Source organism: Micromonospora sp. DT178 (assembly GCF_049841695.1).
Taxonomy (GTDB): domain Bacteria; phylum Actinomycetota; class Actinomycetes; order Mycobacteriales; family Micromonosporaceae; genus Micromonospora.
This window is the reverse complement of sequence record NZ_JBNCKV010000001.1, coordinates 431,394-447,399: the sequence shown is the minus strand read 5'-3', so window position 1 is coordinate 447,399 and position 16,006 is coordinate 431,394. Positions and strand designations below refer to the sequence as shown.

Annotated in this window: 16 protein-coding genes and 1 tRNA gene; 2 read left to right on the top strand and 15 right to left on the bottom strand. The window is 73.9% G+C overall.

All coding sequences use genetic code 11. The annotated features are described in order from the left end of the window. The first annotated feature begins 164 nt into the window (after positions 1–164). The gene (locus ACLQ22_RS02145; protein WP_425690800.1) at positions 165–1,427 is read left to right on the top strand and encodes an acetyl-CoA C-acetyltransferase; all 1,263 of its coding nucleotides are present in this window, start codon (positions 165–167) and stop codon (positions 1,425–1,427) included. A 325-nt stretch (positions 1,428–1,752) separates the two neighbouring features. Here the strand turns inward: ACLQ22_RS02145 and ACLQ22_RS02140 are convergent, their stop codons facing one another. The 3 genes from ACLQ22_RS02140 to ACLQ22_RS02130 all read right to left on the bottom strand — a co-directional run bounded on the left by ACLQ22_RS02140 (position 1,753) and on the right by ACLQ22_RS02130 (position 3,352). Continuing rightward, positions 1,753–2,073, bottom strand: coding sequence for a hypothetical protein (locus tag ACLQ22_RS02140; RefSeq protein ID WP_425690799.1), 321 nt, complete (start codon positions 2,071–2,073; stop codon positions 1,753–1,755). 271 nt (positions 2,074–2,344) lie between these two features. Beyond that, a complete protein-coding gene (locus ACLQ22_RS02135) occupies positions 2,345–3,160 on the bottom strand; it encodes a Bax inhibitor-1/YccA family protein (protein WP_121396533.1) in 816 nt (271 codons plus the stop codon). Between the two features lie 111 nt (positions 3,161–3,271). Further along, positions 3,272–3,352 (bottom strand) — tRNA-Leu (locus ACLQ22_RS02130). Positions 3,353–3,454: 102 nt separating this feature from the next. On the opposite strand from ACLQ22_RS02130, the gene ACLQ22_RS02125 reads away from it, so the two are divergent. Continuing rightward, a complete protein-coding gene (locus tag ACLQ22_RS02125) occupies positions 3,455–5,287 on the top strand; it encodes a hypothetical protein (RefSeq protein ID WP_425690798.1) in 1,833 nt (610 codons plus the stop codon). Positions 5,288–5,383: 96 nt separating this feature from the next. Here the strand turns inward: ACLQ22_RS02125 and ACLQ22_RS02120 are convergent, their stop codons facing one another. The 12 genes from ACLQ22_RS02120 to ACLQ22_RS02065 all read right to left on the bottom strand — a co-directional run bounded on the left by ACLQ22_RS02120 (position 5,384) and on the right by ACLQ22_RS02065 (position 15,869). Continuing rightward, complete coding sequence (locus ACLQ22_RS02120; RefSeq protein WP_425690797.1) at positions 5,384–6,718, bottom strand: NAD(P)/FAD-dependent oxidoreductase; 1,335 nt, start codon at positions 6,716–6,718, stop codon at positions 5,384–5,386. A gap of 104 nt (positions 6,719–6,822) precedes the next feature. Beyond that, positions 6,823–7,383: a hypothetical protein gene (locus tag ACLQ22_RS02115; protein ID WP_425690796.1), complete on the bottom strand. Its 561-nt coding sequence runs from the start codon at positions 7,381–7,383 to the stop codon at positions 6,823–6,825. Between the two features lie 114 nt (positions 7,384–7,497). Then, entirely contained in the window at positions 7,498–8,910 is a 1,413-nt protein-coding gene (locus ACLQ22_RS02110) for a DUF58 domain-containing protein (protein ID WP_425690795.1), read from the bottom strand. After that, positions 8,910–9,908 carry an AAA family ATPase gene (locus ACLQ22_RS02105; protein ID WP_425690794.1) on the bottom strand — a complete coding sequence of 333 codons (999 nt, stop codon included), beginning with the start codon at positions 9,906–9,908 and terminating at the stop codon, positions 8,910–8,912. Before ACLQ22_RS02105 ends, ACLQ22_RS02110 begins: the two co-directional genes overlap by 1 nt. After that, positions 9,908–10,492: a hypothetical protein gene (locus tag ACLQ22_RS02100; protein WP_425690793.1), complete on the bottom strand. Its 585-nt coding sequence runs from the start codon at positions 10,490–10,492 to the stop codon at positions 9,908–9,910. Before ACLQ22_RS02100 ends, ACLQ22_RS02105 begins: the two co-directional genes overlap by 1 nt. A 64-nt stretch (positions 10,493–10,556) precedes the next feature. Continuing rightward, positions 10,557–11,300: a DUF4129 domain-containing protein gene (locus ACLQ22_RS02095; protein WP_425690792.1), complete on the bottom strand. Its 744-nt coding sequence runs from the start codon at positions 11,298–11,300 to the stop codon at positions 10,557–10,559. A gap of 78 nt (positions 11,301–11,378) precedes the next feature. After that, positions 11,379–12,092 (bottom strand): uracil-DNA glycosylase, encoded by a 714-nt coding sequence (locus tag ACLQ22_RS02090; RefSeq protein ID WP_425691064.1) that lies wholly within the window; start codon positions 12,090–12,092, stop codon positions 11,379–11,381. Positions 12,093–12,111: 19 nt separating this feature from the next. After that, positions 12,112–12,798, bottom strand: a complete 687-nt coding sequence (locus ACLQ22_RS02085) for a dienelactone hydrolase family protein (RefSeq protein WP_425690791.1) — start codon at positions 12,796–12,798, stop codon at positions 12,112–12,114. Positions 12,799–12,999: 201 nt separating this feature from the next. Then, positions 13,000–13,482: an LppU/SCO3897 family protein gene (locus ACLQ22_RS02080; RefSeq protein ID WP_425690790.1), complete on the bottom strand. Its 483-nt coding sequence runs from the start codon at positions 13,480–13,482 to the stop codon at positions 13,000–13,002. A gap of 117 nt (positions 13,483–13,599) precedes the next feature. Then, positions 13,600–14,616, bottom strand: coding sequence for an HAAS signaling domain-containing protein (locus ACLQ22_RS02075; protein WP_425690789.1), 1,017 nt, complete (start codon positions 14,614–14,616; stop codon positions 13,600–13,602). Continuing rightward, complete coding sequence (locus tag ACLQ22_RS02070; protein ID WP_121396544.1) at positions 14,613–14,945, bottom strand: PadR family transcriptional regulator; 333 nt, start codon at positions 14,943–14,945, stop codon at positions 14,613–14,615. The genes ACLQ22_RS02075 and ACLQ22_RS02070 overlap by 4 nt, the downstream gene beginning before the upstream one ends. A 135-nt stretch (positions 14,946–15,080) precedes the next feature. Beyond that, positions 15,081–15,869: a hypothetical protein gene (locus tag ACLQ22_RS02065; RefSeq protein ID WP_425690788.1), complete on the bottom strand. Its 789-nt coding sequence runs from the start codon at positions 15,867–15,869 to the stop codon at positions 15,081–15,083. Positions 15,870–16,006: the final 137 nt, after the last annotated feature.

Here is a 16,006-nt window from a genome sequence, read left to right as displayed (position 1 = left end):
GGGCGGGTTTCCCTGGCGGGCGGCGAAACGGGCGGAGAGCGACGCGGTCCCACCCCGGGTGGGCGAGCGGTCCGCCGACGCCGGGACGGCGACGGCGCGGGCGTGACATTTCCCGGCCGGCGGGCAGCTTCCGCCTGAAGTTACCGACGGGTTAACGTTGGTTCATGCCGACTGAGTCGTCCCGCGACGCCGTCATCGTCGCCACCGCCCGCTCCCCCATCGGCCGGGCGCACAAGGGGTCCCTGCGCGACGTCCGCCCGGACGACCTCGCCGCGACCATCGTGCGGGCCGCCCTGGACAAGGTTCCCCAGCTCGACCCGGCCGAGATCGACGACCTCTACCTGGGGTGCGGCCTGCCCGGCGGCGAGCAGGGCTTCAACATGGCCCGGGTGGTCGCCACCCTGATGGGCCTCGACACCCTGCCCGGCGCCACGCTCACCCGCTACTGCGCGTCGTCGCTGCAGACCACCCGGATGGCGATGCACGCCATCCGGGCCGGCGAGGGCGACGTGTTCGTCTCCGCCGGCGTGGAGATGGTCTCCCGGTACGCCCGCGGCAACTCCGACGGCCTGCCGAAGGAGGCGCAGGCGCTCGTCGGCGGCGGCTGGGAGAACCCGCGCTTCGCCGCCGCGGCCGAGCGTTCCAAGGCCCGCGCCCAGGGCGGGGCCCCGGTCTGGACCGACCCGCGCGAGGCCGGCGAGCTGCCGGACATCTACCTGACCATGGGGCAGACCGCCGAGAACCTGGCCCAGGTGTACGACGTGACCCGCGCCGACATGGACGAGTTCGGCGTACGCAGCCAGAACCTCGCCGAGAAGGCGATCGCCGACGGCTTCTGGGCCCGGGAGATCACCCCGGTCACCACGCCGGACGGCACGGTGGTCGGCACCGACGACGGCCCGCGCGCCGGGGTCACCCTGGAGGGCGTCTCCGGGCTGAAGCCGGTGTTCCGCCCGGACGGCCGCATCACCGCCGGCAACTGCTGCCCGCTCAACGACGGCGCCGCCGCCGTGGTGATCATGAGCGCCCAGCGGGCCAGGGATCTCGGGATCACGCCGCTGGCCCGGATCGTCTCCAGCGGCGTGACCGCCCTCTCGCCGGAGATCATGGGCCTCGGCCCGGTCGAGGCCACCCGGCAGGCGCTCAAGCGGGCCGGGATGACCATCGACGACGTCGACCTCGTGGAGATCAACGAGGCGTTCGCCGCCCAGGTGATCCCCTCGTACCGCCAGCTCGGCATCCCCCTGGAGAAGCTGAACGTCATGGGTGGCGCGATCGCCGTCGGGCACCCGTTCGGCATGACCGGCGCCCGGATCACGGGCACCCTGCTCAACGCCCTGGACTGGCACGACAAGACGATCGGCCTGGAGACCATGTGCGTGGGCGGCGGCCAGGGCATGGCCATGGTCGTCGAGCGCCTGAGCTGAGCGGCCTCGTCGTCGAGCGCCCGAGCTGAGCGCCATGGTCGTCGAGCGCCCGAGCTGAGCGGCCCGGTCGCCGAGCGCCTGAGCTGAGCGGCCTGGCGCCGAGCGCCGAGCCGAGCGGCCTGAGCCCGGAGCCCGCAGTCCTGAACCCGGACGAAAGGGCCGGCCCCTTGTCGGGGCCGGCCCGCGTCGTCAGGGACACCCCCAAGGGCCCCCGTTGGGCTGCTGGAGAGCAGGGTGGCAGGCCTGCACTGGCCCGACCAGGCGCCCCGGCCCGGGCGGGCCTCGCTGTCGGGGCGCAGCCCCGGTCGGCCACGCGCGGATCGGGCTAGAGGGTCTCGCGGGTCGCCGTCACCTCGGCGGCGGCCCGCGCCAGCACCTCCGGCGGCGGGGAGGCGGCGACCAGGTCGGCGGCCACCACCCGGAGCTGGTCGGGCAGCGCCAGGTCGTTGTCGAGCCGGGGCACCGTTCGCCGGGGCCCGCCCTCCGCGTCGGCGGCCCGGTTTGCGATCTCCTGTACCAGCCGGTGCACGAGATCGGCGCGGGACACGTTGCCACCGGCGGCCGTGGCCGCCCAACGGGGCTGCTGCCAGTGCCCGACCTGACGGACCAGCAACTCCACCGCCCGCCCCAACTCCCCCACGCTCACCCCACCGAGTCTACGGACCACCCACCCCCACCCCCACCGTCCCACCCAGCCCACCCCCGCCCCCGGCCCCGGCCCCCGGCCGGCGATCATGAGGTTTGCGGCGGGAATCGCGATCAACTTCGCCGCAAACCTCATGATCAACGCTGCGGAGAGGCGAGCGCGGGACCGGGGCGGGACGCGGGACCGAGGCGGGACGCGGGACCGAGGCGGGACGCGACGGCGCCCGCCCTCGCGGGTGCGAGGGCGGGCGCCGGTCAGTCGTCGACGACGGTCAGTCGTCGCCCTGGAAGTAGCTCAGCAGGCGCAGGATCTCGATGTAGAGCCAGACCAGGCTGACCAGGATGCCGAAGGCGGCGACCCAGGAGTAGCGCTGGGGCAGGCCCATCCGGACGCCGTCCTCGACCTCCTTGAAGCTGAGCACGAAGCTCAGCGAGGCAACGACGATGCAGACCAGGCTGAACCCGATCGCCAGCGGGCTGCCGTCGCGCAGGCCGGTGTTCACGCCGAAGAGCGCGAACACGAGGTTGATCAGCATGACGGCGAAGAGACCCGCCATCACGGCGATCATGCCCTTGACGAACTTCGGGGTCGCCCGGATGACCTTCGCCTTGTAGAGCATGGCCATCACGAAGAAGACACCGAACGTGGCGGTCACCGCCTGGACCACGATGCCGTCGTAGAGCGAGTTGAAGAACTTGCTGACCATGCCGACGAAGACGCCCTCGACGACGGCGTACGCGACGACCAGCGCCGGGTTCGCCATCCGGGAGAACGAGATGATCAGGCCGAGGACCAGGCCGACGACTGCCGCACCGATCCAGGCCGCGCCGAGCAGCGCGTCGGGCACCAGCACCCAGGCGGCCGCGGCGGAGACGCCGAGGATGCCGAGGAGCGTGACGGTCTTGACCACCACGTCGTCGATCGACATGGTGTTGACGGTCGGCGGGGCCGCCGGGTAGCCGGCCTCCGTCGGGTACTGCTGGGGATAACCGGGCTGTCCGTACGGCCCGGTCGGGGCGTACCCGGCGGAGCGCTCCCGCTCGGCCGCCTGGCCGAGCCGGGCGAGCACCGGGTTCGAAGTCTTCACTGTCAGGCCTCCCTCAGGGGGTCGTTGCACGTGAACGTGCACTCCCAAGAGTAAACGCCCAGGGCAGTCCCGTGGAGATCGCCAAGCTGAGCGGAAGCTGAGAGTGCGGCGTGCCCGGGGCGGGGGTCGAACCCGCACGCCTTGCGGCAGCCGCTTTTAAGGCGGCCGTGTCTGCCGTTCCACCACCCGGGCGGGTGACACCGCGCGGGTCGACACGCGTGGTGCAGTGTCACGGTAGCGGGTCGGCGGCGACCCGGCGTACCCCGGCGGGCGGGTCGCACTAGGGTCGAGACCGTGAGCAGCACAGCCCCCACGGCCCCCGACGCCGTCCCTGACCAGGCTGTCCTCGTCGCCGACCGGCCGTCCCGCCGGCTCCGGCCGGCGCGCCTGCTGACCGCCGTCCACCGTCGCCGGGCCGACGTCACTGTCGCGTTGCTCTTCGTGGCGCTGGCCGGCTGGCTAACCCACGGGCTCTGGCCCGACCCGGCGGCCCGGGTCCTGGCGCTCAACCCGGAGGACCAGGCCCTCTACGAGTGGTTCCTCGCCGTCGACTCCCGGGCGCTGCTCGGCGACTTCGACCTGCTCACCGGGCGACTCAACGCGCCGGACGGGGTCAACCTGATGACCAACACCACGGTCATCGCGCTCGGGGTGCTCCTGGCCCCGGTGACCCTGCTGTTCGGCGCGCCGGTGACCTTCGCCCTGCTGGCCATGGCGAACCTGGCCGGCACCGCGATCGCCTGGTACCTGCTCTTCACCCGGATGCTGCGCGCCCGCCGGATCGCCGCCGCGCTCGGGGCGGCGCTCTGCGGCTTCGGCCCGGGGATGGTCTCGCAGACCAACAGCCACCTGCACATGACCGCGCAGTGGCTGGTTCCGGTGATCGTCTGGCTCGTGGTCCGCATGCTGCGGGCCGCCGACCCGGCGGGCACCGCCGACGGGCCGGACCGCCGGCGGGTGGTCAGCTCGGCCGTCGGCCTGGCGGCGGCGGTCACGGCGCAGGTCTTCGTCGGCGAGGAGGTGCTCTTCCTCTGCGCGGTCACGCTGCTGGTGATGGCGGTCGCCTACGCGGTGGCGGACCGGAACCTGGCCCGTCGCGCCCTGCCCGGCTTCGCCGCCGGGATGACGCTCGCCGCCGGGCTGGCCCTGCTCGTACTGGCGTGGCCGCTCTGGTTCCAGTTCGCCGGCCCGCAGGGCGTCTCGGACGGCATGTTCAGCCCGCACTACTTCTCGGCGGACCTGCGCAGCTGGTGGACCGTCTCGCCGCTGTCGGTCGCGGGCGGCGACGGGGCCGCCCGGCTGACGACCGGGCCGGCCGAGTACAACACCTTCCTCGGGCTGCCCCTGCTGCTGGTCGCCGCCGCCTGCGCGCTCTGGCTGGGCCGTCGCCCGCTGGTCGTCGCGTGCGTGGTCGGCGCGCTCGTGACGGGGGCGCTGTCGCTCGGGCCCCGGGTGGTCGTCGACGGCGAACGCACCGCCGTTCCGGGCCCGTACGCCCTGCTCTCGGGGCTGCCCGTGGTGGACGGTGCGCTGCCGATGCGGTTCGCCCTCGCGGTGCTCCCGCTGATCGCCACGCTGCTGGTGCTGGCGGTCGACCGGGCCCTGCGCGGCACCGGCCTGGCCCGCCGCCTGGTGCCGGCGGCGGTCGGCGTGGCGCTGCTGCCGCTGCTGCCGGCCCCGCTGCCCACCGCCGGGCGCCCGCCGCTGCCCGAGTTCGTCACCGGCGGGCACTGGCGCCAGTGCGTCGAGCCGGGTGGGGTGCTGGTGCCGGTGCCGCTCGCCACGCCCAAGCAGCCGTGGCCGATGCGCTGGGCGACCGCCGCCGACGCGGCCTTCGGCATGCCGGAGGGCTTCTTCATCGGCCCGTACGGTCGCGGCGGCACGGCGGCGATGGGCACCTACTCGCGGCCCACCTCCGCCCTGCTCGCCGAGGTCGGCCGGCGCGGCGGTCAACCCGTCATCGGGGACGAACAGCGCCGGCAGGCCGCGGAGGACGCGGAGTTCTGGGGGGCCTCCTGCGTGGCGCTGGCCGACGGCACCCCGCACGCCGACAGCCTGCGCGGCACGCTGGAGCAGCTCTACGGCCCCGCCACCCGGATCGCCGACGCCTGGACCTGGCGCGTCTGATCCGCACCGGGGTCGCGCAGCCGCAGCCCGCGCGCCGACGGCCGGACGCGCGAAAGCCCTCTCCGCCCGGGGGCGGAGAGGGCTCCGCGTGCTTCGTCAGGCGGCGCGGGCGGCGCCGACCGGCTGGGAGGCCTCGGCGAACTCCTCGCGCGGATCGTGCAGCTGGCCGAGGGCGACCACCTCGCGCTTGAGGAAGAACGCCAACGTCCAGTCGACCACGACCCGGACCTTGCGGTTGAACGACGGGATCCGGCTCATGTGGTACGTCCGGTGCATGAACCACGCCGGCCAGCCGGTCATCTTGATCCCGTACACCTGGGCCACGCCCTTGTGCAGGCCGAGGCTGGCGACGCTGCCGGCGTGCTTGTGCTTGTACTCCACCGGCTCCCGGCCGCGGACGACGTTGACGATGTTGTCGGCCATCCGGGCGGCCTGACGCACCGCGTGCTGGGCGCTCGGCGAGCAGTAGTTGCCCGGCTCCTTGGTCAGGTCCGGCACGGCCGCACAGTCACCGGCGCTCCAGGCGCCGTCGACCACCCGGTCGCCGTCGACCACCTGGAGGGTCGGCAGGCAGGTGACCCGCCGCCGCTCGTCGCGGGGGAAGTCCGTCGCGTCCAGCATCGGCGACGGCTTCACGCCGGCCGTCCAGACGATGGTGTCGGAGCGGAAGCTGTCGCCGTCGGAGAGCTTCACGACCCCGTCGAGGCAGGACTCCAGCCGGGTGTCCAGCCGGATGTCCATGTTCCGCTTGAGCAGCTCCTGCACCGTGTAGGCGCCCATGTCCCGGTCGACCTCCGGCAGCACCCGCTGGGTCGCCTCGACCAGCACCCAGCGCATGTCCTCCGGCTTGAGCTCCGGGTAGTACTTCAGGGCGTCCCGGGCCATGTCCTCCATCTCGGCGAGCGCCTCGATGCCGGCGTACCCGCCGCCGACGAAGGTGAAGGTCAGCGCCGAGCGACGGACGGCCGGGTCCGGCGTGGCGGCGGCCACGTCCAGCCGGTCCAGCACGTGGTTGCGCAGGTAGATGGCCTCGCCGATGGTCTTGAAGCCGATGCCGTGCTCGTGCAGGCCGGGGATCGGCAGCGTCCGGGACACCGAACCCGGGGCGACCACCACGTGGTCGTACGGGATCTCCCGGGTGGGGCCGCTGATGGGCTGCACCACGGCGGTCTTGCGGTGGTGGTCGATCCGGGTCACCGCGCCCGCCACCACCTTGCACCGCCGCAACTCCCGCCGCAGCGGCACCACGGAGTGCCGGGGCGAGATGTTCCCGGCAGCCGCCTCGGGCAGGAACGGCTGGTAGGTCATGTGGGGTTGAGGGTCCACCACGACGACCTCAGCCTCACGGGAGCTGAGCTTCTTCGACAGGCGCAGGGCCGCGTAGAGACCGACGTGCCCGGCACCCACCACAAGGATCCGCTTCGGGTTCACGTCATCTATCTTTCCCCGCGCAGCCCGGCTAATCCCGCTCGCGCCCCTTCTCTGTGACGGAGCACAACCCCTGTGACCTGCACGACTTCCCCCGAAAGGGGCTGTCACCTGCGGCGCAGCAGCCACCCCAGCAACGCCACCACCGCCACCGCCACGAGCAGACCGACCACCGTCGCCGCCTGGTGTCCGGCGTCACCACCGAGCCCGCCGACCTCGACCAACAGCACACCGAGGACGAAGGTGGCCAGCAACACCCCACCGGCCCGGGCCAGCCACCGCACGATCAGGTCCGGGTCGACCACCGCGTCGTACGGCAGCACGGCGGCCAGCGCGCAGAGGGTGTGGGTGAGGTAGAGCGCCGCCGCCACGGCGAGCAGCCGCCAGAGGGCGATCGGTCGGCCGTACCCGTCGGTGGCCACCAGCCAGCCGCCGACCGTGACCAGCGCCGCGAAGGTCGGCCAGACCCGGCGCGGCCCGACTGCCGGCAGCACCGCCACCGCCACGAGGGCGAGCAGCGGCCGCCCGAGGAGCACCTGCGACGGGTACGCCAGCACGAGGCCGACCAGCACGGTGAGGAAGATGCCGGCGCGCACCAGCAGCGGCGTCAGGCTGACCCGGGCGGCGGCGTACCGCACGGCCCGGACCCGTTCGATGACGGCGTTCAACTGTGCCGCCTTTCGTTCGCGACTGCGGGACTCCGCTGCGCTGCGTTCCTCGCGCTCACCGGTGCCGCCTTTCGTTCGCGACTGCGGGACTCCGCTGCGCTGCGTTCCTCGCGCTCACCGGTTGTTCACCCTCGGGGCGGTCGCCAGGCGGGCCACGTCCCGCAGCACCTGGTCGAGGCTGCCCGCGCCGGCCCAGGGCACCACCGGCACGCCGTGCTCCCGCAGTTGCCCGATCATCGTGTCCCGGTCCAGCCGCCACAGCCGGTACGCCACCTCGGCCCAGCCCCGGTCCTTCGGCGGGGTGAGATCCGCCGGCAGGGTGTCCACCGCGACCACGAACCGCCCGGAGCGGGCCAGCCGGGCCAGCATCTGCGCCGACCGCTCGTCGAGCAGCGGGGTGAGGACCACCACCAGCGCGTCCGCCGACAGCAGCTGCGGCCCGAACACCTGGTCGTACGGCTCGTGCGGGGAGTGCTCCGCCCGCACCTCCAGCAGCCACTCCAGGACGGTCAGGTACTGCCGACGGCCGGTGGCCGGGCGCAGCCGGCGGGCGGCCGGGCCGTACTCGAGCATCGACACCCGGTCGCCCCGGTGCAGGTAGTGCTCGGCGATCGCGGCGGCGGCCCGGACGGTGGTGTCCAGTACGGAGGCGGCCCCGGACACGCCGCCCGAGCGGCCCGCCTCGGCGAGCACGTCGAGCAGCACCACCACCTCGGCGTCGCGGTCGGAGAGGGTGGCCGCCACGTGCAGTTGCCGGGCGCGCAGCGAGACCCGCCAGTCGATCCGGCGCAGCCGGTCCCCTGGCGCGAAGACCCGTACGCCGGCCAGCTCGCCGCCCTCGCCGGGCCGGCGCGAGTGGTGCGCGCCGACCAGGCCGGCGGCGCGGGGCATCGCCTCCACCGCGTCGAACGGCTCGGTCCTCGGGTAGACCCGCAACCGGGACGGCTCGGCGATCACGGCGCGGGAGACCAGAAGTCCCTGCGCGGCGGCCGCCCGGGCGCCCGCCGGGCCGATGGGGTGCCGCCCCCAGCGCAGCGCGGTGCCGGTCAGCTCCAGGTCCACGGCCGCCGCCGTCGGGACGGCGGTCACGAACGGCCGGTCGGCGACGGACGGAGCGGCGGCCGAAGCCGCCCCGGACGCGGTGGTCGCCCCGGCGATCGTCACCCGCTGCACCCGCAGCCACGGCGAGACCCGGCTGCGGACCACCGCCACGTCGTAGTCGAGCAGGTCCGGGTTGCCGACGGTTACCATGCCGGTCAGCTCGCCGCCCTCGACCAGGTGCCCCTCGTCGGCGGAGACCCAGATCTGCGGCAGGGCGGTCGGCCGGCGACGCAGCGCGTACGCGGTGCCCAGCGCGAACGGGGCGGCCAGCACGACCAGGTCCACCCGGCCGAGCAGCACCCCCGCGATCAGCAGGAGCCCGGTGAGGAGCACCGCCCGGCCGAGCGCCCACGTGGGCACCCAGCCGGTCGCGGGCCCCGGCTCCTGCGGCGGCGACTCGCGGGTCGACACGGCGGGCGCGACCATCAGTGCCCGGCGGCGTAGCTGGGCAGCGCGCCGCTGGCGGGGGCCGGGGTCGCCTCCAGCACCTCACCGACCACGAAGGACGGATCGACGCGGCGCAGCCACATCTCCGGCCGCAGCGTGATCCGGTGTGCCAGGGCGGGCGCCGCGACCTCCTTGACGTCCTCCGGGACGACGTAGTCGCGCCCAGCCATGACGGCCCGTACGCGGGACAGCAGCAGCAGCGCCAGCGAGCCGCGCGGCGAGGCGCCGACCAGCACCGACGGGTGTTCCCGGGTGGCGGCGGTCAGCGCGACGATGTAGCGGCCGACGGAGTCCTCCACGACCACGTCCTCCAGCGCGGCCTGCATGGCGCGCAGGGTCGCCGCGTCGACCACCGGCTTGATGTCGGCCTCCTCGCGGCGGCGGGCCATCCGCCGGCGCAGCACCTCCCACTCCTCCTCGGCTTCGGGATAGCCGAAGGAGACCCGGAGCAGGAACCGGTCGAGCTGCGCCTCCGGCAGCGGGTAGGTCCCTTCGTACTCGATGGGGTTGGCGGTGGCCAGCACGTGGAACGGCTCGTCCAGCTTGTACGTCACGCCCTCCACCGAGACCTGCTTCTCCTGCATCGCCTCCAGCAGGGCCGACTGGGTCTTCGGCGGGGTCCGGTTGATCTCGTCGGCGAGGAGCAGGTTGGTGAAGACCGGCCCGGCCCGGAACGTGAAGTCGCCGCTGCGCTGGTCGTACAGGAACGAACCGGTCACGTCGGCCGGCAGCAGGTCGGGGGTGAACTGGAGCCGGCGGAAGTCCAGCCCGAGCGCCTGGGCGAAGGACCGCGCGGTCAGCGTCTTGCCGAGGCCCGGCAGGTCCTCCAGCAGCACGTGGCCGCCGGCCAGGATGCCGGCGAGCACCAGCTCCAGCGCGTCCCGCTTGCCCACCACGACCTGACCGACCGCCTCCAGCACCGACCGGGCGAGGGCGCCGACCTCGGCGGCGGGCATGCTGCGGTCCACGTCGTTCATCACAGTCTCTCCAGTTCGGCGACGATCGCCGCGAGGTTGCGCGGCGACGGGGTGCGGCGAGGCGGGGTCTCCAGGAACTTCCACAGCTGGTCACCCAGCAGGACCCGGGCCCGGGCCGGATCCGACTCGCGGGTCACGCCGTGCCGCTGACTCAGCCGCTCGTCGGCCAGTTCCCCGAGCCGGGGCAGGATCACGGTGGTGAAGCGTTCGGGCCGGGTGGCCGACCAGTCCAGCGGCAGTTCCCAGCCGTTGATCGCGGTGCGCAGCGCGTCCCTGACGCCCCAGTTCCAGGTGCCGTCGTCGTCGGCGACAGGGGCCCGGCCGCCGCCGCGGGGTGGGGGCGGGGGCCTGAGGGCGGCGACGAGGCGACGCACCACGAACAGCGCGACCACGCCGGCCACGAGGACCGGCAGCGAGACCCGCAGGCCCACCAGGCGCAGGCCGGCGACCAGCACGATCACGACGGCCGCGACGCCGGCCAGGGGACGGAGCACCCGGCCGACCCGCCCGCCCCGCCTGGGCTCGGCGCGTACCGGCCGCTCGTCCTCGACGCTCAGCAGGTCGTCGATGCTGGTGCTGCTCACCGCGTCACCTCGCCACGTCGGGCGGGCGCCGGCCGCGCCCCGGTCACGCCGGTGGGTGCCCCGGTCATGCCGGCACCTCCGTGTCGTCGGCGACCACGACGGTCAACTCGCCGCGCAGCCGGCGCAGCGCCGCTCGGGCCTGGTCGCGGGTGCGCTCGTCGACCTCCCGGGTGGCGTAGCGGGCCTCACGGTAGACGTGGGCGAACTCGGCGAGCACGTCGGCGCTGGCGATGGCCGGGATGCCCACCGACGGATCGCCCCGCAACAGCCGGGTGACCAGGTCGGTGGGGGTGTCGCCGGCCAGCCGGGACACGCCGGCCCCGGCCGCGGCCTGCTCCAGGCGCACCCAGCAGGCGATCACCGCCGTACGCGGATCGGTGTCGCGGTCGTCCAACTCCTCCAGGCCGGCGTCGAGGGCGGCAGCCACCTCGCGGGCGGTGCCCTCGGGCGTCCGCCGGGACCGCTGGGCCGGCAGCGCCCGGGTGGTGCGCCGGATCGCGCCCCGGACCAACGTCCAGGCGAGGTAGCCGAAGACCACGAGGATCGCCAGCCCGAGCAGCACGATGGCGACGGTGGCGATCCACTGCGGGATCGACGCCTGGGTGGCCTGGCCGGCATCCCGCGGCTCGACGGGGATCGACTCGACCGGCTCGGCGCTCGGATATTCCGGAACGTACGGGATGTTGTCGGCGGCGGGCGGGATCCGGCTGGCGCCGATCGACGAGTGGGCGGACGAGAACGCGGCGACGGCCAGCAGGAGCACCACCGCCACGACCGGCCACCACCTGCGCAGGACGCTGAGTTCCATCGAGAGCTACCTCCGGGCCACCGGGGCGGGTCGCACGGACCGACGCGTCACGTCCGTCATCGCCACCGCCCCCGCGCCTCAGTCCACCCCGGCCAGTTGCTTCGCCCGGGCGAACACGTCGTCCAGCATCCCTGGTGTCAGCCGCCCGGTGAAGGTGTTCTGCTGGCTGACGTGGTAGCAGCCGAGCAGCTCCGGTGCGCCCGTGCCGGACCAGTGTGCCCCATGGCCGAACGCCGGTCGCGGGCTGGGCGGGCGCAGACCGTACACCTGGCGCAGCACCGGCCACCACGAGGCCCAGGCGAACGCGCCCAGCGCGACCACGACGCGCAGGGTTGGCCGGATCAGCGCCAACTCGCGGTGCAGCCACGGCGCGCACGTGTCCCGTTCCTGCGGGGTCGGCTTGTTGTCCGGCGGGGCGCAGCGCACGGCGGAGAAGATCCGCAGGTCGCGCAGGGTCAGCCCGTCGTCGGCGGCGACGCTGGTCGGCTGGTTGGCCAGCCCGGCGCGGTGCAGCGCGGCGAACAGGACGTCGCCGGAGCGGTCGCCGGTGAAGATGCGGCCTGTGCGGTTGCCGCCGTGCGCGGCGGGCGCCAGGCCGAGGATGGCGATGCGCGCGTCGGGGACGCCGAGCCCGGGCACCGGCCGGCCCCAGTACTCCTGGTCCCGGAAGGCCGCCCGGCGGACGCGGGCCACCTCCTCCCGCCACCGCACCAGCCGCGGGCAGGCGAAGCAGTCGCTGACGGCCGCGTCGAGGTCGGCCAGGTCGGTCGCCCGCGCGGCGCGGGCGACCACCTCGTCGGGCGTACGGGGCTCAGCCAAGCTTGGCCCGGAAGAGTTCGAGGGTGCGGGCCCAGGCGGTGGCGGCGGCGCGCTGGTCGAAGTGCTCCGGCCGGTCCTCGTTGAAGAAGGCGTGCGAGGTGCCGGGGTAGTCGTAGGTCTGGCAGGTGCCGCCCGAGGTCTCGATGGCGCGGCGGACGGTGCGTACGCCGTCGGCGGCGGAGGTGCCGTCCTCTTCGGAGCAGTGGATGTGCGCCGCCTTGCCCGCGTAGTCGGGCCACTCGGGGCGCATCCCGTCCCACGGCAGCCGGGGGTAGAAGGCGGCGGTGGCGACGATCCGCTCGGAACGGGTCGCCGCCCAGAGGGCCAGGCTCGCCCCGGCGCAGAAGCCCGCGCAGCCCACCTTGCCGGCGACCTCGGGCCGCCCGGTGAGGTAGTCCGCCGCGCTGGCGATGTCCGCCGCCGCCTCGTCCATCTGCGCGCTGTTCAGCATCTGCCGGGGCTCGCTCGGCTTGCTGGCCGGGCCGCCGTGGCGGAAGTCCGGGGCGAGGGCGACGAAACCGGCCTCAGCGAAGCGGTCCACGACCGCCCGGACGTGCGGCACCAGTCCCCACCAGTCCTGGATGACGATGACCGCAGGGCTGGTCGCACCGCCGGAGGGTATCGCGAGATACCCCTCGCCCGTCCCCCCGTTGCCGCGGTAGCTCACCATCTCGCCCATCGGCCGTCCTCCTAGCGGTCAGTCATCGTTGGCTGGTCGCACAGTGTTGCTACGTGTCGGTAGCCTGCCACGCCGTGAGCGCCCCGGGGAAGACGCCGGAACAGTGGCATTCACCTCCTGTTCGCCCCCCGTACCCACGGATGCCGACGGCGGCGCGGACGATGTCCGCGCCGCCGTCGGCGGTCCTGTCGTGCCGGGGGATCAGGCCTTCTTCGTCAGGCACAGCAGGTAGCCGGTCTTGCCCGGCTCGATGCTGTAGTAGACGTAGCCCTCCTGGCCCTCCTTGATGTACTGGCCGCACGCCTCGCCGGAGCGGGCCTGCGCCTGGGTCTGCCCGTCGACGCGGCCGACCACGTTGTAGACGGCGTCGGTGGCGGTGCACTCGACGACCTTCGCGCCGTCGACCTTCTCCTCCTTGGTGCCGGTCACCTCGGGCAGCTCGGCGATGCAGTCGCCGACCTTGGCCTCAGCGGTCTCGTCCTTGTTGAAGAAGTTGCCGATCGCCGAGCCGATGCCGAACTTGAGGCCCGCGACGACCAGGAACACGACGATCGCGCCCACGATGCCGAGCAGCTTCTTGGAACCGGACTTCTCGGCCTGGGGCTCCGCCGGGGGCGGCGCCTGGACGGCCGACGGGGGCTGGGCGGCGTCCGGCGCGGGGGGCGGTGCGACCTGCTCTGACACGCGTTTTCCTTCCGGGGGGTGAGTGAGCAGACGACACCGTAGCGACCGGGACCGACAGCCGTTGCCCCGCTGGACTCATCCGTTCAGCTATTTCCCAGCTTCATTCGATGATCCTGTTCACGTCCGGCTCGGGGCCGGCCTCGCGGACGGCGTGCCCGAGGGGACGGGCGCCGTGGTCGGGGCGCCGCTCGACGTGGGCGTGGGCTCGGCCGGGTCGCCCGACGCGGTGGGTGCCGGCAGCGGTGGCACGCCCAGCGACGGCGGAGGGCCGATCGGCGCCCGGGGCGCGAACGGCGCCTGCTGCGGGCAGTACGGGTACGGGCGCAGCAGCGCGTTGGCCAGGTTCAGGTCCGGCGGGTTCGGGCACATCGGATGACCGAGCCGGATCGGGTCGCCGTTCTGGTCGAAGAGCCGGACGTCCTCCACCAGCCGCCCCTCGCGGTCGTAGACGAAGACGTCGCGGATGTGGTCGTACCGGTCGTCGATCGAGATCTGCTCGTAGCCGAGGTCGCCGCTGCCGACCCTGCCGTTCACGTCGGCGAGGCCGATCAGCCCGAAGAACACCAGCACCGCCGTGCCGGCGTGCAGCATCCGCCGCTTGGGCCGGGTCAGGCCCGGCGTGTGGTGGCCGAGCCAGATCGAGGCGAGCACGCTGCCGGCGAGCAGCACCAGGCCGGCCAGCAGGCTGCCGTTGAGCTCGGGCAGCACACCGAACGTGTCGCCGGTCGTGACCACCGTGACGAGCATGGCGGCCAGGTAGCCCCGCAGCACCCACCACGCCGGCCGGAGCAGCCGGAGGAACTCGCTGGCCGTGGCGTACCCGAGGGGTGGTCCGAGTTGCACGTCCCAGCGGTGCGCCCGCGCGCGGAACCGGTCCACGGCGACACCGAGGCGACGGTTGCGGCGCCCGCCGGTGGTGGCGGCGCCGACCCCGGCGGCGGCGCGCAGCTCGGCCGCGTACGCCTCGGGCTCGCCGAGCCGGTCGACCAGCGAGCCGTCGGCCTCGGCGGCGACCTCGGCGAGGTGCTCCGGCAGGTCCTCGGTCAACTCGTCGCGGTGTGCCGGCGGCAGGTCGGCCAGCGCGGCCCGGACCCGTGCGGCGTAGTCCGCGATCTCCTGCTCCGTGACGGTCATGCCGCCATCCCCCGATCGTCGAGCAGTGCGTCCATGGTGGTGGCGAACGAGCGCCAGAGCTTGCCGGAGCGGGTGAGCTGGTCCCGGCCGGCGGCGTTGAGGGAGTAGTACTTGCGGTGCGGGCCGGATTCGCTCGGCACGACGTAGGTGGTCAGCAGGCCGGCGGCGTAGAGCCGACGCAGCGTGCCGTAGACCGAGGCGTCGCCGACCTCCTCCAACCCGGCGTCGCGCAGCCGGCGCAGGATGTCGTAGCCGTAGCCGTCCTCCGCGCGGAGCACGGCGAGGACCGCGAGATCCAGCACGCCCTTCAGCAGTTGTGTGGTGTCCACGCAATGCACACTAGTACGCAATGCACAGTACCGTCAAAGGGGCGCGCCACGCGGGTGAAAGTGTTCCGCTCAGGGCGTTGCCCGGCGGCGGTCGCCGGCCTCCTTCGACCGGCCGCCCGCTCCCGCCCGTCAGGCTCAGGCGGGTGTCAGACGCCAGTAGCCGAGCGGATTGTGGAAGAGGTCGTCGGTCTCGTGACGGTCGTCCGGGCGGTGCTCCAGCAGCCAACGCGGGGAGTCGGCGGTGAGGCGGAACCCTTCGCCGTCGGCCATCTCCGCCGCCCGCTCGTCGGTCAGGAGGTACAGCGCCAGCTTGTCCATCAGGGTGACCCGGTCCTCGACCCCGCCGTCGGTGGCCAGGAGTTCCACGTCGGGCGCGCCGAGCAGATGCATGCCGCAGCTGTACGACGACTCGCCGGCGCGGATCGGTCGCTTGACCGTGGCGCGGTACAGCACGCCGGCCAGCTCCGCGTCCGTCGTCGCGGCGGCCGCCTCGTCGGCCAGGGAGAGCCACCGGTCCCGGCCGTGCGCGACACCGTTGCTCTCGTTCTTCACGGCGGTGGCACCGGAGCGCAGGAGTGCCGCCGACACGGCCAGCGCCGCGCGCGAGACCTCCAGCAACGTCGGCCGCAGCAGTCGCGGTGGCATCGAGACAGCCCGCAGGGGCCGGGACAGCACGTACGCGACGCTGTCGTGCGCCTCCACCGCCGCCCAGTCGGCGTCGGTGAAGCTGGCCCCGGCCAGGCTCGCCCCGAACGCGTAGGACATCCGCGGGTCGTGCTCCCGTTCGGAGTACTCGTCGTCGAGCGTGAAGCCGGCCGCGGCTCCCGCCTCGGCCGCGACCCTGCCCACCGTGTCGAAGTCCAGGCCGGCGCCGAGGACGCACAGCACCGGACGGGGCAACAGCTGAGCGGGATCGGCGAGCATGGCGAGAACATACCGGTACCCCCCGTCGCGCGGTGGGGCCCGCTCAACGCACCGGCGGACCGGGCAGGTCCGACCCATACGGTGGAGGCGCGCTCGTCGGCGGCGCGCGGCTGGCCCGCCGCTACACCGCCACCCGC